The sequence below is a fragment of the Acidovorax sp. 22279 genome, assembly GCF_052045435.1.
Lineage (GTDB): Bacteria > Pseudomonadota > Gammaproteobacteria > Burkholderiales > Burkholderiaceae_C > Acidovorax > Acidovorax delafieldii.
Window position 1 is genome coordinate 144712 of record NZ_JBQEOV010000010.1, and the last position, 21282, is coordinate 165993.

At 65.6% G+C, this 21282-nt stretch carries 16 protein-coding genes; 8 read left to right on the forward strand and 8 right to left on the reverse strand.

Annotated elements, in window-relative coordinates; all coding sequences use genetic code 11:
- The first annotated feature begins 21 nt into the window (after positions 1–21).
- On the forward strand, positions 22–4155 hold the full coding sequence (gene hrpA, locus ACTJKQ_RS14830; protein WP_440597299.1) for an ATP-dependent RNA helicase HrpA: 4134 nt from the start codon (positions 22–24) through the stop codon (positions 4153–4155).
- 53 nt (positions 4156–4208) lie between these two features.
- Here hrpA and ACTJKQ_RS14835 read toward each other — a convergent pair whose 3' ends face one another.
- Positions 4209–4613, reverse strand: coding sequence for an N-acetyltransferase family protein (locus tag ACTJKQ_RS14835; protein ID WP_440597300.1), 405 nt, complete (start codon positions 4611–4613; stop codon positions 4209–4211).
- A gap of 469 nt (positions 4614–5082) precedes the next feature.
- On the opposite strand from ACTJKQ_RS14835, the gene ACTJKQ_RS14840 reads away from it, so the two are divergent.
- A complete protein-coding gene (locus ACTJKQ_RS14840; protein ID WP_440597301.1) occupies positions 5083–6768 on the forward strand; it encodes a long-chain fatty acid--CoA ligase in 1686 nt (561 codons plus the stop codon).
- 85 nt (positions 6769–6853) lie between these two features.
- Here the strand turns inward: ACTJKQ_RS14840 and ACTJKQ_RS14845 are convergent, their stop codons facing one another.
- Entirely contained in the window at positions 6854–7228 is a 375-nt protein-coding gene (locus tag ACTJKQ_RS14845; RefSeq protein ID WP_056067655.1) for a PilZ domain-containing protein, read from the reverse strand.
- A 94-nt stretch (positions 7229–7322) separates the two neighbouring features.
- On the opposite strand from ACTJKQ_RS14845, the gene ACTJKQ_RS14850 reads away from it, so the two are divergent.
- The 4 genes from ACTJKQ_RS14850 to ACTJKQ_RS14865 all read left to right on the forward strand — a co-directional run bounded on the left by ACTJKQ_RS14850 (position 7323) and on the right by ACTJKQ_RS14865 (position 12472).
- Positions 7323–10313, forward strand: coding sequence for an EAL domain-containing protein (locus ACTJKQ_RS14850; protein WP_440597302.1), 2991 nt, complete (start codon positions 7323–7325; stop codon positions 10311–10313).
- Between the two features lie 204 nt (positions 10314–10517).
- Positions 10518–11009 (forward strand): hypothetical protein, encoded by a 492-nt coding sequence (locus ACTJKQ_RS14855; protein ID WP_056067657.1) that lies wholly within the window; start codon positions 10518–10520, stop codon positions 11007–11009.
- Positions 11010–11131: 122 nt separating this feature from the next.
- Positions 11132–11911 carry a 2OG-Fe dioxygenase family protein gene (locus tag ACTJKQ_RS14860; protein ID WP_440597303.1) on the forward strand — a complete coding sequence of 260 codons (780 nt, stop codon included), beginning with the start codon at positions 11132–11134 and terminating at the stop codon, positions 11909–11911.
- A 123-nt stretch (positions 11912–12034) separates the two neighbouring features.
- Complete coding sequence (locus tag ACTJKQ_RS14865) at positions 12035–12472, forward strand: universal stress protein (RefSeq protein WP_440597304.1); 438 nt, start codon at positions 12035–12037, stop codon at positions 12470–12472.
- Positions 12473–12663: 191 nt separating this feature from the next.
- On the opposite strand, the gene ACTJKQ_RS14870 is transcribed toward ACTJKQ_RS14865, so the two are convergent.
- From ACTJKQ_RS14870 to ACTJKQ_RS14885, 4 genes are all read right to left on the reverse strand, one after another.
- On the reverse strand, positions 12664–13647 hold the full coding sequence (locus ACTJKQ_RS14870; RefSeq protein WP_056067663.1) for a tripartite tricarboxylate transporter substrate binding protein: 984 nt from the start codon (positions 13645–13647) through the stop codon (positions 12664–12666).
- Between the two features lie 188 nt (positions 13648–13835).
- A complete protein-coding gene (gene bktB, locus ACTJKQ_RS14875) occupies positions 13836–15020 on the reverse strand; it encodes a beta-ketothiolase BktB (protein ID WP_121943080.1) in 1185 nt (394 codons plus the stop codon).
- Between the two features lie 91 nt (positions 15021–15111).
- Entirely contained in the window at positions 15112–15873 is a 762-nt protein-coding gene (locus ACTJKQ_RS14880) for an SDR family NAD(P)-dependent oxidoreductase (protein WP_440597305.1), read from the reverse strand.
- A gap of 39 nt (positions 15874–15912) precedes the next feature.
- A complete protein-coding gene (locus ACTJKQ_RS14885) occupies positions 15913–16428 on the reverse strand; it encodes a MarR family winged helix-turn-helix transcriptional regulator (protein WP_440597306.1) in 516 nt (171 codons plus the stop codon).
- Between the two features lie 75 nt (positions 16429–16503).
- Between ACTJKQ_RS14885 and ACTJKQ_RS14890 the strand changes: the two genes are divergently transcribed.
- Positions 16504–17409: an EamA family transporter gene (locus tag ACTJKQ_RS14890; protein WP_440597307.1), complete on the forward strand. Its 906-nt coding sequence runs from the start codon at positions 16504–16506 to the stop codon at positions 17407–17409.
- Between the two features lie 72 nt (positions 17410–17481).
- Here ACTJKQ_RS14890 and ACTJKQ_RS14895 read toward each other — a convergent pair whose 3' ends face one another.
- Positions 17482–18144, reverse strand: a complete 663-nt coding sequence (locus tag ACTJKQ_RS14895; RefSeq protein WP_440597308.1) for an RluA family pseudouridine synthase — start codon at positions 18142–18144, stop codon at positions 17482–17484.
- Entirely contained in the window at positions 18131–20332 is a 2202-nt protein-coding gene (locus ACTJKQ_RS14900; protein ID WP_440597309.1) for a PAS domain-containing hybrid sensor histidine kinase/response regulator, read from the reverse strand. The genes ACTJKQ_RS14895 and ACTJKQ_RS14900 overlap by 14 nt, the downstream gene beginning before the upstream one ends.
- Before the next feature lie 249 nt (positions 20333–20581).
- On the opposite strand from ACTJKQ_RS14900, the gene ACTJKQ_RS14905 reads away from it, so the two are divergent.
- The gene (locus ACTJKQ_RS14905) at positions 20582–21238 is read left to right on the forward strand and encodes an NAD(P)H-dependent oxidoreductase (protein WP_056067837.1); all 657 of its coding nucleotides are present in this window, start codon (positions 20582–20584) and stop codon (positions 21236–21238) included.
- Positions 21239–21282: the final 44 nt, after the last annotated feature.

Genomic DNA, 21282 nt, shown 5'->3' on the forward strand with positions numbered 1-21282 from the left:
TGCTATCGATAATGCGGGCCTATGTCTTCTTCTGATCCGCGTTTGCCTGCGTCGTCCCGCGTTCCTGCTCCAGCACCCGTATCTGCACCCGCCGCGCCGCCAGCGCCGCTGCGCATCACGTTCCCCGAGTCGTTGCCGGTGTCGGGCAAGCGCGACGAGATCATGGAGGCCATCAACAAGCACCAGGTGATCATCGTGTGCGGTGAAACGGGGTCGGGCAAGACCACGCAGCTGCCCAAGATTGCGCTGGCGCTGGGCCGTGGCAAGTGCAATGCCAAGCCGGGACAGAAAGGGCAGCTGATTGGCCACACCCAGCCACGCCGCATTGCGGCCAGCAGCGTGGCCAAGCGCATTGCCGAAGAGCTGAACACGCCGCTGGGCGACGTGGTGGGCTTCAAGGTGCGGTTCCAGGACCGCCTCTCGCGCGATGCGTCCGTCAAGCTCATGACCGACGGCATCTTGCTGGCCGAGACGCAGACCGACCCGCTGCTCAAGGCCTACGACACCATCATCATCGACGAGGCGCACGAACGCAGCCTCAACATCGACTTTCTGCTGGGCTACATCCGCCAGATCCTGCCGCGCCGGCCGGACCTGAAGGTCATCGTCACGTCGGCCACGATTGATGCGGACCGGTTTGCCAAACACTTTGAAAGCGCCAAGGGTCAGGCCCCGGTCATCATGGTGTCGGGCCGCACCTTTCCGGTGGAGCAGCGCTACCGCCCGTTTGAAGAGAGCCGCGACTATGGTCTGAACGAGGCCATTGCCGATGGCGTGGACGAGCTGTGGCAGGGGAATGCGGCGGGCGACATCCTGGTCTTTTTGCCCGGTGAACGCGAGATCCGCGAGGCTGCCGACCACCTGCGCAAGCACGTGTCGCACCAGCCCGTGATGCGCAACGCCGAGGTGCTGCCGCTGTTTGCGCGCCTCAGTCAGGCCGAGCAGGACCGCATCTTTGACGGCCACACGGGCCGCCGCATCGTGCTGGCGACCAACGTGGCCGAGACCTCGCTCACAGTGCCGGGTATCCGCTACGTGATTGACGCAGGTACAGCGCGCGTCAAGCGCTATTCATTCCGCAGCAAGGTGGAGCAGCTGCTGGTGGAGCCCATCAGCCAGGCCGCAGCCAACCAGCGCGCGGGCCGCTGCGGGCGCGTGGCCAACGGCATCTGCATCCGCCTGTACGACGAGGCGGACTTCAACAGCCGCCCGCGCTTTACCGACCCCGAAATCCTGCGCAGCTCGCTGGCGGGCGTCATCCTGCGCATGAAGTCGCTGCACCTGGGCGATGTCACGCAGTTTCCGTTCATCGAGGCGCCTTCGGGCCGCGCGATTGCCGACGGTTACCAGCTGCTGTCCGAACTGGGCGCGGTGGACGACGCCAACGAACTCACGCCCATGGGCGTGGAGCTGTCGCGTCTGCCGCTGGACCCGCGCGTGGGCCGCATGATCATCGAGGCGCGCGACCGCAAGGCGCTGGACGAGGTGCTCATCATCGCCAGCGCACTGAGCGTGCAGGACGTGCGCGACCGCCCCATGGAGGCACAACAGCAGGCTGACCAGGCGCACGCCAAGTTCGACGACGACAAGAGCGAGTTCAGCGGGTATCTGAAGCTGTGGAAGTGGATCAACGAGGCCCGGGGCGGGGCGCCCAGCCTGCCATCGGCCCGTGCCCAAAAGGCCATGGCCGCGCAGAAGGCGCCTTCGCAGGCGTATCTGCCGGTGGCGCAGCGCAGCGGCGGGGGCAGCCCAGCGGCAGCGCCTCCTGCACCCACAAGCGCCGCTGTGGCCCCGGCCGCCACCCACAAGCTCAGCAACCGCCAGTACGAGCAGCTGCTGCGCCAGAACTTCATCAGCATCCGCCGCCTGCGCGAGTGGCGCGACATCCACACCCAGCTGCTCACGGTGGTGACCGAGCACAAGTGGCAGATCAACACGCAACCCGCGAGCTACGAGCAGCTGCACCTGTCCATGCTGGCCGGGCTGCTGGGCAACGTAGGCTGCAAGAGTGACGAGGAAGACTGGTACCTGGGCGCGCGTGGCATCAAGTTCTACAAGCACCCCGGCGCGCACCTGAACAAAAAGCCCGGCCGCTGGATCATCGCGTCGGAACTGGTCGAGACCACGCGCCTGTTTGGCAGGGGCATCGCCGCCATCGAGCCGCAGTGGCTGGAGCAGATTGGCGGCCATTTGCTCAAAAAGCAGTTGCTGGACCCGCACTGGGAGAAGAAGTCCGCCGAGGTGGTGGCGCTGGAGCGCGCCACGCTCTACGGCATCGTGGTCTACAACAACCGCCGCGTGAACTTTGGCAAGGTAGACCCGCACGCTGCGCGCGAGGTGTTCATCCGCGAAGCCCTGGTGGGTGGCAACTGGGAGACGCGCCTGCCCTTCCTGGCCGCCAACCAGAAGATGATCGCCAAGGTGGAAGAGCTGGAGCACAAATCCCGCCGGCAGGACGTGCTGGTGGACGACGAACTCATCTACGCCTTCTACGACCAACAACTGCCGCCCGAGGTGTGCAGCGGCCATAGTTTTGAGGCCTGGTACCGCGAAGAAAGCAAAAAGCAACCCGACCTGCTCAAGCTCACCCGCGAGGAGCTGATGCGTCACGAGGCCGCCGGCATCACCACCAACGCCTTTCCCAAGACGGTGCGCCTGGGCGGTGTGGACTGCGCTGCCAGCTATCTGCACGAGCCCGGCGATGCGCGTGACGGCATCACCGTGACCATCCCGCTCTTTGTGCTCAACCAGGTGAGCGACGAGCGCTGCGAGTGGCTGGTGCCCGGCATGCTCAAAGACAAGATCCAGGCCCTGCTCAAAAGCCTGCCCCAGCGCCCGCGCAGCCGCTTTGTGCCGCTGCCCGACAGCGCCACGCGCCTGGCCGAGCTGCTGGGCGCACCCGAGCGCTTTGGCACGGGCAGCCTGACCGAGGTACTGCTCAAGCAGGTGCGCGACGAAACCTCGCTCGACGTGAAGCGCGCCGACTTCAAGCTCGACATGCTCAGCCCCCATTTGTTCATGAACTTCCGCGTGGTGGACGAGCACGGCCGCCAGCTGGGGCATGGCCGCAACCTGGGCGCACTCAAGGCCGAGTGGGGCGCCAAGGCGCGGGGCGCGTTCCAGGCGCTGGCGGTACTCAAATTGGGCAGTACAGCCGCCGATACAGCGGATTTGAAGCAAAAAGCGCCGCAAGCGCCAGAGAATCATGCCCGGGGTGCTATCAAATCAGGAGTTAACGGGCCAGGCCCAGCGGCCAAGCCAGGCAGCACGACGCTTTCCGCACCCGCTGCACCATCGACCCCTGCAGGCCAGCGCTACACCACCTGGACATTCGGCGAGCTGCCCGAACTCATGGAGATCAGGAAGGCCGGCCAGACGCTGATCGGCTTTCCGGCCCTGATCGACGGCGGCGACGCCGTGACCATCGAAGTCTTCGACGAACCCGAGGTGGCCGCCGCCAAGCACCGCGCGGGCCTGCGCCGCCTGTTTGCGCTGCAGATCAAGGACGCCCTCAAGTACCTCGAAAAGAACATCCCCGATCTGCAGAAGATGGCGGTGGCCTACATGCCGCTGGGCACGCAGGAAGAGCTGCGCACCCAGATCATCGACGTGGCGCTGGACCGCGCCTTCTTGCTCGACCCGCTGCCCACCGACGAATACGCCTTCAAGCGCCGCGTGGAAGAAGGCCGGGGTCGCCTCACGCTGATCGCCAACGAGGTCGCGCGCCTGGCCGCCACCATCCTCACCGAATACGCAGCCGCCGCCCGCAAGATCAAGGACACCAAAAACGCCCCCGAGGCCACGCAGGATGCGCAGCAGCAGCTGCAACGCCTGGTGCCCAAGAACTTCATCGCCGCCGCGCCGTGGACGCAACTGGCGCACTACGCCCGCTACCTCAAGGCCATCACGCTGCGCCTGGATAAATACCGCGCCGACCCTGCCCGCGACGCCGCCAAGCTGGCCGAGTTGCGCCCGCAAGAGCAACGCTACTGGCGCCTGGTGGCCGAGCGCAAGGGCGCCGTGGACGCGCGCATGCAGGAGCTGCGCTGGCTGCTGGAGGAACTGCGCGTGAGCTTCTTCGCGCAAGAGCTGCGCACGCCGCAGCCGGTCAGCGTGAAGCGGCTGGACAAGTTGTGGGCGCAGGTCAATAGTTGACTGAAGTTATCTCCGGCGGTGAGACGGTTGGTCTCACCGACAAGGACCGCCATTTAGTGCAGTAGCTCGAGCGAAGCGGTCGTGTGAAGCCGTTTTTGCATCAGTGCGCCGGTATGTTTCGTTTGATCTACACCCACAATCTCCTGAAGACCGTCCACCGTGACGAAACCGTTGCGTTTCCAAAATGCAATCAGGCTGGGGCTGGGAGGTGAAACATGGAGCAAGATCGTGTCAGAAAACTGGGCTAGTTCCTTGTCGAGAAGAAGAATAACGTCGTGCCCCAGACCGCGACCGCGAAAGTCTGCATCAATGAGCAAGAAGGAAATATAGGCTGGCGATTCCTTCGTCGCGGGTTTTTGGACCGCCACGATTCCGACTACCCGGGTTATTGCTTCCTTTAGCAACACTTCGTAGAAAACATTAGAACCCAGCGTTCCTTGGGTGAGGCCCTCGAGCACAACTCGACTATCCACTTGCCTCTCATCTCGAAAAAACAGCGGAATCTTCCGATGTGTCAGCTGATTCAGTACAGCTTCAACGTAGGCTGGCCTAGCGTGAATGGAGGCAAGGGAGATATGGCTTGTCTTATGCAATTTTCTACTTTAAGGAGAGAGGGTTATTACCTGTATGCAAGGCCATTCTAAGGATCGAACGCAACGATGAACTTCATGTTCAAAACGAATCTGCGGATTTAATGTGACACTTCGTATCCAAAACGAATCTGCGGAATTAATGTGACTTACGCGCATCACAAAATGCGAGAGCTCACTCGCGCTTAGATTGCCAAAGGTGTGATAAGGCGGAGGCGAGGCAGAATCGATGGCCCAGGGGGGGGCGGTCGCGTTGGCGACGCTTGCCGAGGGGCACCCCATTGTCGTGCTGAGGGCTGCGAACTAGGCTTGCGATCAAAAGGAGACTGTCTGCCCCATGCGCCCTCACTACAAGTTCTGGCCCCGCCGCCTTCCCCACGCCATCACACTGCCTGCCACCCCGCTGTGGGACAACCTGGCGACCAATGCACGTCGCTACCCCGACAAGGCGGCGTTGGTGTTTTTCGGCACCGCGGTCAGCTACCGGCAACTGATGGAAGGCGCGGAGCGCCTGGCTGCGCGGCTGGCGCAACTGGGGGTGCAGCGGGGCGACCGCGTGGTGCTGTGCATGCAGAACTGCCCGCAGCTGGTAATGGCCCACTTTGCCATCCTGCGGGCCAATGCGGTGGTGGTGCCGGTCAATCCGATGAACCGGGCCGAAGAGCTCAAGCACTACATCACCGATCCTGACACCAAGGTTGCGATCACCACCGGTGATCTGGCTCCGGAGATGGCCAAGGCCTGCAATGCGTTGGCCCCTGGCGAGCGGCTGGCGCATCTGGTGGTCACGCAGTTCTCGGATGCGTTCGACGTGGCCGTGACCGGCATGGATGCGCCGCCCGAGGCTTGGATAGACTGGCTGGGCACGCGCCACCCCTTGCCTGCGCTGGAGGGCGGGCAGGTCCACGCCTGGACGGACGCCCTGGCCTGTGCGGACGCGCCACCCGCCCTGTCGGTAGGCCCGGCCGACCTGGCGCTGCTGCCCTACACCAGTGGCACCACAGGCCTGCCCAAGGGCTGTATGCACCTGCACAAAAGCATCATGCACAACACGGTGGCCGCCAGCCTGTGGGGCAATGGGTCAGCCGACAATGTGACGCTGGCGGTGGTGCCCATGTTCCACATCACCGGCATGGTGAGCGTGATGCACACGTCGATCTACTGCGGCGCCACGCTGGTCATCATGCCCCGGTGGGACCGCGACCTGGCCGGGCGCCTCATATCGCGCTACCAGGTCACCACCTGGACCAACATTCCCACCATGGTCATCGACCTGCTGGGCAGCCCGAACTTTGCCAGCTATGACCTGTCCAGCCTGGCCTATATCGGTGGTGGTGGGGCCGCCATGCCGCAGGCAGTGGCGCAGCGCCTGCTGGAGCAGTATGGCCTGCGGTATTCCGAGGGCTATGGCCTGACCGAGACAGCCGCTCCGTCGCACGCCAACCCGCCCGACCACCCCAAGCAGCAGTGCCTGGGCATTCCGTTCATGAGCACCGACGCGCGGGTGATCGACCCCGACACGCTGCAGGAGCTGCCGGTGGGCGAGCAGGGCGAGATCATCATCCATGGCCCCGAGGTGTTCGAGGGTTACTGGAAGCGGCCCGATGCCACGGCGTCGGCCTTCATTGAGTTCGAGGGCAAGCGGTTCTTCCGTTCGGGCGACTTGGGGCGCATGGACGAGGACGGTTACTTCTTTTTGACCGACCGGCTCAAACGCATGATCAATGCCAGCGGCTTCAAGGTGTGGCCCGCCGAGGTCGAGGCGTTGATGTTCCGCCACCCTGCGATCCAGGAGGCCTGCATCATCGCGGCCAAGGACAGCTACCGGGGCGAGACAGTCAAGGCGGTGGTGGTGCTGCGCGCCACCCACAAGGACACGACCGAGCAGCAGATCATCGACTGGTGCCGCGAGAACATGGCCGTCTACAAAGTGCCGCGCATCGTGCAGTTTGTGCCGGCGTTGCCCAAGAGCGGCAGCGGCAAAGTGATGTGGCGCGCGCTGCAGGAGCAGGAAGCGCAGTGATGGGTCGGCACCCGCCGGTTTGACAAACGCGCCAAGAAGAAAAGAGGTGCCGCTGCGGCGGCGGTGACGAGCCCTGCGGCGGCCGTCAGTGCGCCGCGCCCGCCATGGTCAGTTCGCCCAGGTCCCGCTCCAGCAGGGCGGGGTCGCCCAGTTGCAGCTCGATCAGACGGCGCAGGTGGGTGACGCTGTCCAGGTCAATGCCCTTGCACAGCAGACCGGTGTGCAGGCCTTGCACGTGGGCCACCTCGGTGGACATGGCGATGTGGTTGCCGGTGTCGGCCAGGGGGATGGTCAGTTGGCACAACGTGCCTTGCCCCAGCGTGGCCTGCGCGGGCACCATGATCAACGCGCCCTTGAGCGACAAATCCAGCACATGCACGCTGAATGCGTCGGTGGCCGTGGTCAGCAGGGCCGGTGCATCAAAACCAACGCGGACGAAGTGGCGGCGTTCATGGGGCATCGCTGTCTCCTGGGCGGGGCGGGGGTGTGGCACATGCTACCCCAACCGGCACACGGTAGTTAATTTTTGGAGGTTTTTGCAAGCATTCGTTAACATGGTTTCTCCATCACCTGGGGGGTCCGGTGTGAAACCTGGCGTGAACTGGCTGGTGCGGCGCTGTGCCGCGTGGCTCAAAGGCATTGTGTGGGCGGCCGTATTGACGGCCAGCGCCAGCATTGCTGCGGCGCCCCGCGAGCTGCGTGTGGGCGTGTACTCGAACGAACCCAAGGTGTTTGTGGATGCCGACGGCAAGGCCGCAGGCATCTTTGTGGATCTGCTGCAATTGGTGGCTGCGCGCGAGCAGTGGACCATCAAATATGTGCCCTGCAGCTGGCAGGACTGCCTGGATGCGCTGCGCGAGGGCCGACTCGACCTGATGCCCGACGTGGCTCGCTCGCCCGAGCGCGAGATCCTGTATGACTTTCACCGCCTGCCAGTGCTGCACAGCTGGTCGCAGATCTACCGGACATCAGGCGCGCCCATCTACTCGTTGTTTGACCTGCAGGGCAAGCGGGTCGCGGTGCTCAAGGGCTCCGTGCAGCGGTCCACATTCCTGAACATGGTGGACAGCTTTGGCATCCAGGTGACTTTGGTGGATGCGCCCAGCCTGATAGATGCGTTTGCCATGGTGCAGCGGGGCGAGGCCGATGCGGTCATCTCCAACCATCTGTTCGGCAATTTCCATTCGGCCCGCTATGGCGTGGTGGACACGGGCATTGTGTTCCAGCCCGCTACGCTGTTCTTTGCGACCGGCCCCGGTCGCAATGCAGATGTGTTGGCGGCCATTGACCGATCCGTCGAGAACTGGCGCAGTGGCGCCGACCCGGCCTATGCCCAAGTGATGCGCCACTGGGGCGGGCAAGACCCTGGCGTGCAGATTTCCCCCTGGGTGTGGCGGGGGCTTGCGGGCTTGGTGGCGTTCAGCTTGCTGGCTGCGTTGATGGTTGCGATCTTGCGTCGCCAGGTCCAAGAACGTACGCGCCACTTGCGGGACAGCGAGCAAAAGCTCACCACCATTTTGGACAGTGTTGGCGCGTTCATCTACATCAAGGGCAAGGACTACCGTTACCAGTACGCCAACCACCACACGCTGCATTACTTTGGCAGGCCGGCGCACGAGGTATTAGGCCATGACGATGCGGCGTTTTTCGACGCAGCCACGGCGCAACGGCTGCGAGCCAATGACCGCCGGGTGCTGGAGGACGGCGAGACGCTGGAGGCGGAGGAGGTGAACACGCCCGCCGCCACGGGCGAGACCCGCGCGTTTTTGTCGATCAAGATTCCGCTGCGCCACGCGGATGGCAGCATTTATGCGCTGTGTGGCATCTCGACCGACATCACCGAGCGCAGCAAGGCCGAAGAATCGCTGCAGATTGCTGCCACGGTGTTTGAGTCGTTCGAGGGCATGATCGTGACAGGGCCCGACCAGAGGATCCTCAAAGCCAACCAGGCCTACGCGCGGCTGACCGGCTACACGGTGGACGAGCTGGTGGGCCAGACGCCGCGCCTGCTGCACTCGGGCCGCCAGGACGCGTCTTTTTATGCGGCCATGAAGAACACCTTGCACTCCAGCGGCATGTGGCAGGGCGAGGTATGGAACCGGCGCAAGGACGGCACCGAATATCCGGCCTGGATCACCATCACCACCGTGCGTTCGCCACGCGGTGAGATCACCCATTACGTGGGCACGCAGACGGACATCTCCAGCCGCAAGGCTGCTGAAGAAGAAATCCGCCTGCTGGCCTTCTACGACCCGCTCACGGGCCTGCCCAACCGTCGGTTGATGAATGACCGCCTGCAACACAGCCTGGCCGCCAGCGCACGCTCAGGCGCGGGCGGTGCGTTGCTGTTTGTGGATCTGGACAACTTCAAGGACCTGAACGACACCCAGGGCCACGAGCTGGGCGACCAGCTGCTGCGCCAGGTCGCCGCACGCCTGGGGGGCTGCGTGCGCATGGGCGACACCGTCGCGCGCTTGGGTGGAGACGAATTTGTGGTGCTGCTGGAGGGGCTCAGCCCGCAGGCGCACGAAGCGGCCGCCCAGGCCGAAACAGTGGGGCGCACGGTGCTGCAGGCTCTCAGCCAGAGCTACCAGCTCGACGGCCATTCACACCACAGTTCTTGCAGCATAGGCATTGCGCTGTATGCCGATGCACGCGGCTCGGTGGACGAATTGCTCAAGCACGGCGACATGGCCATGTACCAGGCCAAGGGCGCAGGCCGCAACACCTTGCGGTTCTTTGACCCGCGCACCCAGGCCAACGTGACCGCGCGCACGCTGCTGGAGGCGGGCTTGCGCGACGGGCTGCGCGAGGGGCAATTCTTGCTGCACTATCAGGCACAGATTCATCAGCAGCGAGGCATTGTGGGCGCCGAGGCGTTGGTGCGCTGGCAGCATCCGCAGCGCGGGCTGGTGTCGCCCGCCGAGTTCATTCCGGTGGCCGAAGCCTCGGGCCTCATCGTGCCGCTGGGCGTGTGGATTCTGCGCACGGCCTGCCTGCAACTGGTGGAGTGGGCACGCGACCCGCAGACTGCCCACTGGACCTTGGCCGTGAACGTGAGCGCACGGCAGTTCCGCCACAGCCACTTTGTGGACGAAGTGCTGGGCGTGCTGGAAGAAACCGGCGCCAACCCGCACCGGCTGAAGCTGGAGTTGACCGAGACCTTGCTTCTGGACGATGTGGAGGACATCATCCAGCGCATGGACACCTTGCGTGCGTCGGGCCTGGGCTTCTCGCTGGACGACTTTGGCACGGGTTATTCGAGCCTGAGCTACCTCAAGCGCTTGCCGCTGGACCAGCTCAAGATCGACCAAAGCTTTGTGCGCGACCTGCTCACCGACGCCAATGACGCCAGCATTGCCCGCACCATCGTGACCCTGGCCCAGAGCCTGGACCTGGGGGTGATTGCCGAGGGGGTCGAAACCCAGGAGCAACGCGACATGCTGGCCGGGCTCGGCTGCCACACCTGGCAGGGCTACCTGTTCGGGCGCCCCGGGCCGGCGGAGGCACTGCAGCAGGCGGCTGCCAGTGCAACGGTGTCGTGATGCCGGTGGACGTATATCGGGCTTGGGCGCTGGCAGCCAAGGCCTCGCGGTACCTCATCTCGCGCCAACAACTGTCGCCATTGGCTGACATTTTGTAGCGTCTGAAAGGTGTAAGGTACAAGAAGCCTTGTGACTCACACAGGGCCGCCCTCCCTGTGCACACACTGTTTGCGTGCACGGTGTGGCAGTCAGCAGGAGCTTTCCATGAAAAACACCATGTTTCCCACGATCCGTCTTCTTGTTTCGGGTGCGGCTGCGGCCGCGCTCCTCGGCCTGGCGGGCGGCGCGCATGCGCAGGCCTACGTCAATGCCACCGTGGGGGGCGAACTGGCACCCGGCGTGTATGGCCGCATCAACATTGGCAATGCACCGCCACCGCCGCTGATTTACGCAGAGCCCGTCATCATCCAGCGCCCTGCTGTGGTGGTGCCGCGTGCGCCCATTTACCTGTATGTGCCGCCCGGCCATGCCAAGAACTGGGGTAAACACTGCGCTCGCTACAACGCCTGCAGCCAGCCGGTCTACTTTGTGCAGGAGCCGCCCCCACGCCGTGGCAACCCGTACCAGGGTCCGCGCGGGCGTGATGACCATCGCTGGGATGACGACCGTGGACGCGGTGGCAAACACGACCGTGACCATGACCGCGGGCATGGCAAGGGTGAAGGCCGTGGCAAGGGCCATGGCAACCGGGACTGAGCGGCTTGCGACCACGGGGGCTGGCCGGTTGCGTGGATCCGGATGCGGCCCCCACACTGCACCCACCCTGTTTGCGTCATCGCAGAACCTGTGGTGGCGGCTGCGGTTAAGCTCGGGCCTCTATGGCTCAAGTCTCCTTTTTTCCCCCTTTCACTACACCGGCTGACGTCGCCAGCCAGCTGCAAAGCAGCGGCTTTGCCGTGCTCAGCCCTGAGGCCGTTGCCGAGTGGGTTGGCTGTGACCTGTCGGCGCTGCTGGCCCTCAACAGCGACTGGGCAGCCTTGCCGCCCGATGAATTCCTGAAGGACGGTGGCCGCTACCGCCGCCGTCGCCACGCCTGCTTTGTGCTGCAGGAGGGCCGGATGGAGCAGGTGCCGCACCGTGCCCACTGGCAGCCCGTGGAGTACAACGCGCTGCACGGCGGCATGGAGCGCTGGTTTGCCCCCATGGAGCCCGCCACCGTGGCGCAGCCCGTGTGGCAGCAATTGCTGGCCGCGCTGGCGGGCGTGTCGGACGCCGTGTTTGCCGGGCCGCAGGCACCGGTGCCCTGGTTTGTAGAGGCGCACCAGTTCCGCATCGACACCACCGACGGCATTGGTCGCCCCACACCCGAAGGTGCCCACCGCGACGGGGTGGATCTGGTGGCGGTGTTTCTGGTGGGGCGCGAGGGCGTCAAGGGTGGCGAGACGCGGGTGTTTGAGGCCAACGGCCCTGCGGGGCAGCGCTTTACGCTGACGCAGCCCTGGTCGCTGCTGTTGCTGGACGACGCGCGCATGATCCACGAGTCCACGCCCATCCAGCCACTCAAGGACGGAGGCTACCGCGACACCCTGGTGGTGACCTGCCGGCGGGGGAACTTCCAGGGCGCGGACGTGGTGGGGCTGGCGCCGTCCGGGGCCTGAACACTGCGGCAGAAGTGCATCCGATTTGATGCGAATCAAGATGCGGGGTATGGTGGCGGTTCACACTGTCGCCCATGGTCAGGCCACAAGCCTGGTCCCACCCCTCATTCAAGGAGTAGCACCATGTTCAAACACATTCTGGTTCCTGTCGACGGTTCCAAGACCTCCATGCTGGCCGTCTCCAAGGCTGCAGGCCTGGCCAAAACCTTTGGCAGCGTCGTCACGGCGGTGTACGTGATCGACCCGTATCCCTTCACCGGCGTGGGCGCCGACTTTGCGTACGGCCAGGCGCAATACATCAGCGCCGCCACAGCCGAGGCCAATGCCGCGCTGGATGCCACCAAGAAGGCCATGGCCGATGCGGGTGTGCAGGTCACCACCGTGGTGGGCGAGGGGCATGCGGTGCACGACGGCATCCTGCGCGCGCTGGAGAGCACTGGCGCCGACCTCATCGTGATGGGCTCCCATGGCCGCCGCGGCCTGGAAAAGCTGGTGCTGGGCAGCGTCACGCAGCGTGTGCTGGGTGTGGTGCACATCCCCGTGCTGGTTGTGCGGGACTGAACACGCTCCCCCATGAAGAACGGCTCCGAAAGGAGCCGTTTTTTATTTCAGTTCTCGATGATGTCGCGCATCACCTGCTGTCCGTTGTTCGCGGACCAGGCGCTCTCCAGGCCAGTGCACCCGTGGAGCTGGCTCTGCCAGTCCACCGGGTGCGTCCCCCTCAGGGGGAAGGCGCAAAGCGCCTCAGGGGGTCACTCAATCTTCGCGCCCGAGGCTTCCACAATGCCCTTCCACTTGGCGTAGTCGGTCTTGAGCAGGGTGTTGAACTGAGCGGACGACATGGCCTCCGGCTCGGCACCCTGGGCGTGGATGGCGGCCTTCATTTCAGGGGTGGCCAGCAGCTTGTTGATTTCTGCATTGACGACGTTCACCACGGTGGCCGGTGTACCTGCGGGCGCAAACACGCCGTACCAGGTGCTCACATCAAAGTCCTTGAAGCCCGACTCGGACACGGTGGGTACTTCGGGCATGGACGAGCTGCGCTTGGCCGAGGTCACGGCCAGCGGGCGCAGCTTGCCCGACTTGATCTGGGCCATGGCCGATGGCACCGAGGACATGAGCAGGTCCACGTTGCCCGACAGCGCATCCATCAGCGCAGGGTTGGAGCCCTTGTAAGGGATGTGGCTGAGCTTGATGCCCGCAGCCTTCTCGAACAGGTCGCCTGCCAGATGGATCGAGGTGCCGTTGCCGGGCGACCCATAGGTGATGGTGCCGGGCGCTGCCTTGGCAGCAGCCACCACGTCGGCCAGCGTCTTGAACTTGGAGTTGGCACTGGTGGCAATGACCACGGGCGTGTAGGCCACATGGGCCACGGCGGTCAGGTCCTTGGTGGGGTCCCAGGGCAGGTTTTTGTACAGCCAGGGGCCGATCACCAGGTTGTCTTTCTGGCCCATGACCAGGTCATAGCCCGTGGGCGCGGCCTTGACGGCCTCGCCAATGCCGATGGTGCCGCCTGCGCCGGCGCGGTTGTCGGCCACCACGGTCCACTTGGCGCTTTCGGTGAGCTTGGTGGCCACCAGGCGCGACAGGATGTCGGTGCCGCCGCCGGGCGGGAAGGGCACGATCAGGCGGATGGGCTTGGCGGGGTATGCCGCAGCGGGCGCAGGCGCCTGGGCGTGGGCCGTGGAGCCCAGCGCGAAGGCGAGGGCGGTGAAGGAAAGCAGGGTGCGCATCATGGTGAGAGGTGTCTCCGTCGGTTCAGTGGTGTGCGGGTCGCCGCCAGGCCGCTGGGTGCGGCTGCGGTGGCCCGGCTGATCTGGGGCAGCGGGCGCCAATGATCGCTGATCGACTGTGGCGCTCGCATTGCCAATAGCAGGTGGCAGCATCGCAGGTGGCGATGGCAGTGTGCGCACCCGCGTGCAGGTCAGAGGCGCTCAAAAATCGCCGCAATGCCCTGGCCGCCGCCAATGCACATCGTCACCAGCGCATAGCGGCCCTGGATGCGTTGCAGCTCATGGATGGCCTTGACGGTGATGAGCGCACCGGTGGCGCCGATGGGGTGACCCAGCGAGATGCCCGAGCCGTTGGGGTTGACCTTGGCCGGGTCCAGGCCCAGGTCCTTGGTCACGGCGCAGGCCTGGGCGGCAAAAGCCTCGTTGGCTTCGATCACGTCCAGGTCGTTGACGGTGAGGCCCGCTTTCTTCAGCGCCAGCTGCGTGGCGGGCACGGGGCCGATGCCCATGTACTTGGGGTCCACGCCCGCGTGGGCGTAGGCCACCAGGCGGGCCAGGGGCTTGGCGCCACGGGCCTTGGCAGCACCAGCTTCCATCAGCACCACGGCGGCGGCGGCGTCGTTGATGCCCGAGGCGTTGCCAGCCGTCACCGTGCCGTTTTCCTTGATGAAAACGGGCTTGAGCTTGGCCAGGTCGTCCATCGTGGCGCCGGGGCGGAAGTGCTCGTCGGTGGCGTACAACACGTCGCCCTTCTTGCTCTTCAGGGTGACGGGCACGATCTGGTCCTTGAACACACCGGCCTGCGTGGCGCGCTCGGCGCGGTTGTGGCTCTCGACCGCCAGCTTGTCCTGGTCTTCGCGGCTGATGCCCCACTTGGCGGCGATGTTCTCGGCCGTCACACCCATGTGGATGTTGTGGAAGGGGTCGTGCAGTGCGCCGATCATCATGTCCACCATCTTGGTGTCGCCCATGCGGGCGCCCCAGCGCATGTTCAGGCTGGCAAAGGGCACACGGCTCATGTTCTCGGCACCGGCGCCAATGGCCACATCGGTGTCGCCCAGCAGGATGGACTGGCTGGCATTGACGATGGCCTGCAGGCCCGAGCCGCACAGGCGGTTGACGTTGTAGGCGGGCGTGCCTTCGCCGCAGCCGCCGTGGATGGCTGCCACGCGTGACAGGTACATGTCCTTGGGTTCGGTGTTGACCACATGGCCGAACACCACGTGGCCCACGTCCTTGCCTTCCACGTTGGCGCGGGCAAGCGATTCGCGCACGACGAGTGCACCCAGTTCGGTGGGGGGCACGTCCTTGAGGCTGCCACCAAAGGTGCCAATGGCGGTGCGCACTGCGCTGACGACGACGACTTCACGGGTCATGGGGAGGTCCTTTCAGAGAAATTCAGGTCAAAACGGCTGCAAGCGCTAGTGAATCATGCGGTTGCAGCTATCAAAGTAGGAGTAAATGGGCTCACGCCTCGCGCACATCGGCCACCGGGTTGGTGCCGAAGTCTGCGCGCTCCAGCCAGGCGAGCACGCGGGTGGCGGCGTCGGCAGGCGATGTGAGCTGGCCACCCGTCTTGAGGTTGGCGAAATTATGGCGGTCCGGGAAGGCAGCCGGGTCGGCGCCGCGCAACTGGACCTGCATGTCGGTGTCGATCACACCGGGCGCCAGTGAGCATACCTTGGCCCCATGGGGCTTGATGGCCTCGTCCAGCGCCACGCACCGGGTGAAATGGTCCATGCCCGCTTTGGCGGCGCAGTACGCGGCCTGCGAGGCCATGGCCCGGCGGCCGAGGCCTGAGGAGATGTTGAGCACCTTGCGTGGCACGGTCCAGGTGTCCGTCGCGCCCAGGAAGGCAGCGGTGAGCTGCATGGGCGCCTCCAGCCCCACGCGCAGGGCGGTGGCCAGGTCTTCCGCGTCGCTGGCCGACAGCGGGGCGATGCGCGGGATCATGCCCGCGTTGTTGATGAGGGTGGCGCTGGCAAACGCCTGCGGGCCCTGGGCCTGCAGCCAGGCTTGCAGCTTGTGGGCCGCCTGCTCGCCCTGCGACAGGTCTTGCTGCCACTGTTCAATGGCGACGCCTGCGGCCCGGGCCTCGGCGGTCAGGTCATCGTTGGCGCTGCGGGCGATGCAGATCAGGGTATTGCCGCTGCGCAAGAGCTGCTGGGCCATGGCCAGGCCCATGCCGCGCGATGCGCCGGTGAGGATGTAGAGGTGGTTTTGAGGCATCCCGCCATGTTACTGCGCAGTACACAGCGCCGGGTGTCTTCACTGGCCTCTGCGTGACTCCAAAGCGGACAGCAGCAGGGCCAGCCGCGCATCCAGCGCGGCCAGATCGGCCGCCTTGAGGGCCGAAAGGATGCGGTGTTCGTTGGCTACATGGGCTTCCACGGCGCGGTCGATCAGCTCCAGCCCTTGGGGCGTGAGCTGCACGAGCGAGCTGCGGGCATCGGCCGGGTTGGGCAGGCGCTCGATCCAGCCCTGGGCTTCGAGTTTGGCCATGCGGTGCGTCATGGTGCCCGATGTGACCATGAGCGTGGAGAACAGCGTGGTCGGCGCCAGGCAGTAGGGCGCTCCACTGCGGCGCAGTGTGGCCAGCATGTCGAACTCCCAGCGGCTCAGGCCGAATTCGGCAAAGGTTTCATCCAGCCGCCGCTCCAGCAGCGCGGCGCAGCGCTTGATGCGCCCGATGGGGCCCATGGGGCTCGCGTCCAGGTCGGGGCGCTCGCGCTTCCACTGGGCCAGGATGGCGTCGACGGCGTCGGGTTGGCGTGGGGTGGCCATGGGCTTGTGGTGGGTGATTTGTCTTGAATTCGAGATTGTATGGTAGAGTTTTTGTCTTGATTTGAAGATAAATATATGGCTGCTTCACGTGCTTCTGCAAGTTCCTCAACCTGGCTGGATGCGCTCACCACAGCGCTCGGACCGGTCATCTGGGGCTCGACCTACATCGTCACCACCGAGCTGCTGCCGCCCGACCGGCCCTTCACCGCCGCACTGCTGCGCACCTTGCCCGCGGGCTTGCTGCTGGTGCTGTGGTGCCGCCGCTGGCCGGCCTGGGGCGACTGGGTGGGGTGGCGGCGCCTGATGGTGCTGGCGGCGCTGAATATTGGCGTGTTCCAGGCGCTGCTGTTTGTGGCGGCCTACCGGTTGCCCGGCGGCGTGGCTGCGGTGGTGGGTGCCGTGGGCCCGCTGGTGGTGATGGGCCTGACCTGGGCGCTGGACCACCGGCGCCCGCCCGCACTGGCGCTGGTGGCCGGGGCGCTGGGTGTGCTGGGCATGGCGGCGCTGCTGCTGTCACCCGGTGCGCGCTGGGACATGGTGGGCGTGGCTGCCGCGCTGGTGGGCACGCTGTGCATGGCAGCGGGCACGTTCTGGTCGCGGCGCTGGCGGTCTGACTTGCCGGTGCTGGCGTTTACCGGCTGGCAGTTGTTGGCGGGCGGCGTGATGCTGGCGCCGGTGGCCTGGGCGGTGGACCCGCCTTTGCCCGCACTCACCCCCACCCACATCGCGGGTTATCTGTACCTCAGCCTGGCAGGCGCGCTGGTGGCCTATGCGCTGTGGTTCCGTGGCATTGCGCGCCTGCCGTCGGTGGCGGTGTCGTCGCTGGGGCTGCTGAGCCCAGTGACGGCGGTGCTGCTGGGCTGGGCGCTGCTGGGGCAGGCCATGACAGGGGTATCGCTGGTGGGCATGCTGGTGGTGCTGGCGAGCATCCTGGCCGTGCAATGGGCCATGTCGCGCGCCGTGCCGCCGGGCGGGCGCTGATCAGCAACTACTGTTTGCTATTGAATAGATAGCGATTGGCGCATGTTCCACTAGCGCTAGCAGGCCATTTGGCTAGAAATCGGCCGCCCACTCCAGCGCTACCGGCTCCCCGGTGGTGGGGTGCGCAAAGGCCAGGTGACTGGCATGCAGCAGCAGGCGCGGGGCTTGTGCCTGCGTGGCGGCATCGGCATACAGTCCGTCGCCCAGGATGGCGTGGCCGATGGCGGCCAGGTGCACGCGCAACTGGTGGGTGCGGCCGGTGATCGGCTCCAGCTCGATGCGCGTGGTCTGCGCCGTAGCGTCTTGCGCCAGTGCACGCCAGTGGGTCAGGCTGGGTTTGCCCACGGCGTGGTCGATGACGCGCAGCGGGCGGCGCTCCCAGTCGGCAGCAATGGGCAGGTCGATCTCGCTCCAGTCGCAGCCCGCTGTGCCCAGCAGCCCTTGCACCACCGCCTGGTAGCGCTTGTGCACCTGCCGCTCGGCAAACGCGTGGCCCAGGCGCCGCTGTGCATCGATGTGGCGCGCCATGAGCACCAGGCCCGAGGTCGCCTGGTCCAGCCGGTGCACGATGAGCGCGCCGGGCCAGCGCTGCTGTGCGCGGGCGCTCAGGCAGTCTTGCTTGTCGGGGCCCCGGCCGGGCACACACAGCAGCCCGGAGGGTTTGCACAGCACCAGCAGGTCGTCGTCTTCGTACAGCGCCTGTACGCCATCTGCCACGTGTTCAGGCAGGGTCATGGCCCACGATCAGCCGCTGCACGGTGGCGCAAAGTTCTTCCACATCATTGGGTTTGTGGATCAGGGCTTGCGCGCCTTCGGCCAGCGCGGCCTGTTCGATCTCGGCCGTGACGTAACCCGAGGCCAGGGCCACGGGCAGGTCGGGGCGGATGAGGCGGGCCTCGCGCACCAGGTCCACGCCACAGAAGCCGGGCATGTTGTAGTCGGTGACCAGCAAGTCATAGGCCTGCGGTGCTGCCCGCAACGCAGCCGTGGCCTCGTGCGGGTCGGTATAGCCGCTCACCTCGTAGCCCCGGCGGCGCAGCAGGCGCTGCACCAGGAAGACCAGGGCCTGGTCGTCGTCCACGTACATCACATGGTGCTTCTTGCCAGGCGCACCGCCGGGTGGTTCGGCAGGCTCCGGTGCAGACGTTGCGGCGGCCAGTGGCACGGCCTGCACGGCGGGGCTGGGCTGCGCACCAGCAGTCGCACCGGTGGCGACCGGAAAGTACAGCGTGAACCGGCTGCCCTGGCCCGGCGCGCTTTGCACATCCACGCCGCCTTCGTGCGTGCGCATCACGCCATGCACCACCGCGAGGCCCAGGCCCGTGCCCTGGCCCACGGGCTTGGTGGTGAAGAAGGGCTCGAAGATGCGCTCCAGCGTGGCAGCGTCCATGCCGGGGCCGGTGTCGCGCACTGTCAGGGCCACGTAGTCGATGGGCGCGAGGCCCAGGCGCTCGGTCAGGCGCTGGTCGGGCTGCACGGTGGCGGCCTCCACATGGATGCTGCCGCGCTCGGTACCAATCGCATGGACGGCGTTGGTGCACAGGTTGAGCAGGGCCTGCTCGACCTGCGTGGCATCGGCCAGCACGGGCGGCAGGCCCGCCTGCAGTTGCATGTGCAGCTCGATGGCCGGAGGCAAGGTCACGCGCAGCAGGCGCTCGGTGTCGTGCACCACCTCGGCCAGCGACACGGCCGAGCGCTGCGGGGGCTCGTTGCGGCTGAAGGTGAGGATCTGGCGCACCAGGTCGCGCGCGCGGCGGCCGGCCTTGTCGATCTCCAGCAGGCTCTCCAGCACGGGCGAGCCTGCAGCGCAGTCGGCCTTGGCCAGCTCCACATTGCCCAGAATGGCGCCCAGGATGTTGTTGAAGTCGTGCGCGATGCCCCCGGCCATGGTGCCCACGGCCTGCATCTTGTGCGACTCGCGCAGCTGGGCCTCCAGCTCATTGCGGTGCGCCTCGGCCTTCTTGCGACCGGTGAGGTCGCGGGCGAACACGGTGGTGGTTTCCCCGTCAGCATGGCGTTCGAACGACACGCTCACCTCCACGGCCAGCTCCTTGCCGCTGGCGGTGAGGGCCGTCATCTCGCCCAGCAGGGCCTGCGTGGTGAGCTGGGCAAATGCCAGCGCCTGTGCAGCGTCGGGCAAAAATCGGTCGAGCGTGCTGCCCAGCGCGTCGCTGGCACTGCACTGGAACAGCGCGGCCGCCGTGGGGTTGAAGACGGTGATGCGCTGGTGCTGGTCCACGCAGATGATGGCGTCCAGCGCGGAGTTGATGACGGCCTCCAGCCGCTTTTCGCTGGCGCGGATCTGCTCATTGCGCTGCTGCAGGGTCTCGGCACTGTGCTGCAAGGCCTGGCGCTCGGCCAGCAGCGGGCCCTGGTCGATCACCGCGCACAAAAACTGCGACAGCGGCGGGCCGCTGGTCTGCGGTGCATCGATGTGGGCAATGTGCAGGTCGCCGGTGATGCGCGTGGCATTGCTGATGGTGAACACCACCTCCTTGACCTCGCTGTGCCCCAGGTCGTGCGCCTGGGCAAAGGCTTCGCGCACGCGCGCGGCGTCTTGCGGGCACACAAAGGGCATCAGCGCGGTCAGGGGCCGGTCGCGCTCGGTGGGCTGGAAAGAGCGGTGCGCCATGGAGTTGGCCTGCACCACCATGTCGTGGTCGTCCACCACCATGAGGGCCAGCGGCACGCTGGCAAACAGGGTTTCGAAGCGTTCGTACGCGCTCTCGGCCACGGCCTGGCTGTAGCGCAGCACCTTGTTCTGGTTTTCCAGTTCGGCCTGGTAGGCGCGCAGCTCGGCCACCAGGCCCTCTGCCGAAGCGCCGGGCGTGCGGGAGTGGGGGACAGGCGGGCGAGGCATGTGCTCTGCGGCTGCTGGCTGGCGGCCTGCAGGGTCCAGAAAAGACAGGTCGGGTTCACTCATGGAGGGGCGCGGTCAGCCGGGTGCGTGCCCGGGCGCTCGCCCAGGCTTTCTCAAGTGTACGCCTGCCCATCTGGCATCACGCGATGGCGGATGCACCAACAGAGCGCGGTTGCAAAGCGCTTGTGGGTCGATTGTTGATGAATTGCGAACAATCCGTTTCTTTGGCAGGGCTTACCGAACCACCGTGGGGTGCCTACAGTTCCACCATCGATACATCCCTTGATCCACAACTTCTTTCAGGACGCTGCCATGACCACAGACACCACTCTCGCCCAACCCCTGCTGAACAAGCTGCAATGGCGCTACGCCGCCAAGAAGATGAACCCCGCCAAGAAGGTGCCGCAAGAGAAGGTGGAGCGCATTTTGGAAGCCGCCCGTCTGGCGCCCACCTCCAGCGGCCTGCAGCCGTTCGAGATCATCGTGGTGACCGACCCCGCTGTGCGCGCCAAGATCCAGCCCATCGCCTGGAACCAGGCCCAGATCACCGACGGCTCGCACCTGCTGGTGTTTGCGGCCTGGGACAACTACACGGCCGACCGCATCAACATGATGTTCGACCTGACCAATGACCAGCGTGGCTTCAAGAACGAAGGCTGGGAAAACTACCGCCAGATGCTGCTCAGCAGCTACCCCCAGCGTGATGCCGAAGTGAACTTCCAGCACGCAGCCCGCCAGGCCTACATCGGCATGAGCGCAGCCCTGATCGCTGCGGCCTTTGAAGAAGTGGACTCGACACCCATGGAAGGCTTCGACCCCAACGCGCTGGATGAAATCCTGGGCCTGCGTGCGCGCGGCCTGCGCAGCGTCGCCATCTTGCCGCTGGGCTACCGCGCCGACGAAGGCGACTGGCTGGTGAACCTGAAGAAGGTGCGCCGCCCCCGCGAGCAGTTCGTGACCGAAGTCTGAGGATCTCCTCCTCAGGCACAAAAAGGCTGGACAGTGGTCCAGCC

What these genes read in the sequence shown, in the direction of transcription:
- ACTJKQ_RS14890 (WP_440597307.1), top strand. Translation starts at nt 16,504, where the DNA reads ATGGCTGCTTCACGTGCTTCTGCAAGTTCCTCAACCTGGCTGGATGCG.
- ACTJKQ_RS14895 (WP_440597308.1), bottom strand. Translation starts at nt 18,144, where the DNA reads ATGACCCTGCCTGAACACGTGGCAGATGGCGTACAGGCGCTGTACGAA.
- ACTJKQ_RS14860 (WP_440597303.1), top strand. Translation starts at nt 11,132, where the DNA reads ATGGCTCAAGTCTCCTTTTTTCCCCCTTTCACTACACCGGCTGACGTC.
- ACTJKQ_RS14880 (WP_440597305.1), bottom strand. Translation starts at nt 15,873, where the DNA reads ATGCCTCAAAACCACCTCTACATCCTCACCGGCGCATCGCGCGGCATG.
- ACTJKQ_RS14865 (WP_440597304.1), top strand. Translation starts at nt 12,035, where the DNA reads ATGTTCAAACACATTCTGGTTCCTGTCGACGGTTCCAAGACCTCCATG.
- ACTJKQ_RS14900 (WP_440597309.1), bottom strand. Translation starts at nt 20,332, where the DNA reads ATGAGTGAACCCGACCTGTCTTTTCTGGACCCTGCAGGCCGCCAGCCA.
- ACTJKQ_RS14845 (WP_056067655.1), bottom strand. Translation starts at nt 7,228, where the DNA reads ATGCCCCATGAACGCCGCCACTTCGTCCGCGTTGGTTTTGATGCACCG.
- bktB (WP_121943080.1), bottom strand. Translation starts at nt 15,020, where the DNA reads ATGACCCGTGAAGTCGTCGTCGTCAGCGCAGTGCGCACCGCCATTGGC.
- ACTJKQ_RS14885 (WP_440597306.1), bottom strand. Translation starts at nt 16,428, where the DNA reads ATGGCCACCCCACGCCAACCCGACGCCGTCGACGCCATCCTGGCCCAG.
- hrpA (WP_440597299.1), top strand. Translation starts at nt 22, where the DNA reads ATGTCTTCTTCTGATCCGCGTTTGCCTGCGTCGTCCCGCGTTCCTGCT.
- ACTJKQ_RS14905 (WP_056067837.1), top strand. Translation starts at nt 20,582, where the DNA reads ATGACCACAGACACCACTCTCGCCCAACCCCTGCTGAACAAGCTGCAA.
- ACTJKQ_RS14850 (WP_440597302.1), top strand. Translation starts at nt 7,323, where the DNA reads ATGGTTTCTCCATCACCTGGGGGGTCCGGTGTGAAACCTGGCGTGAAC.
- ACTJKQ_RS14870 (WP_056067663.1), bottom strand. Translation starts at nt 13,647, where the DNA reads ATGATGCGCACCCTGCTTTCCTTCACCGCCCTCGCCTTCGCGCTGGGC.
- ACTJKQ_RS14855 (WP_056067657.1), top strand. Translation starts at nt 10,518, where the DNA reads ATGAAAAACACCATGTTTCCCACGATCCGTCTTCTTGTTTCGGGTGCG.
- ACTJKQ_RS14840 (WP_440597301.1), top strand. Translation starts at nt 5,083, where the DNA reads ATGCGCCCTCACTACAAGTTCTGGCCCCGCCGCCTTCCCCACGCCATC.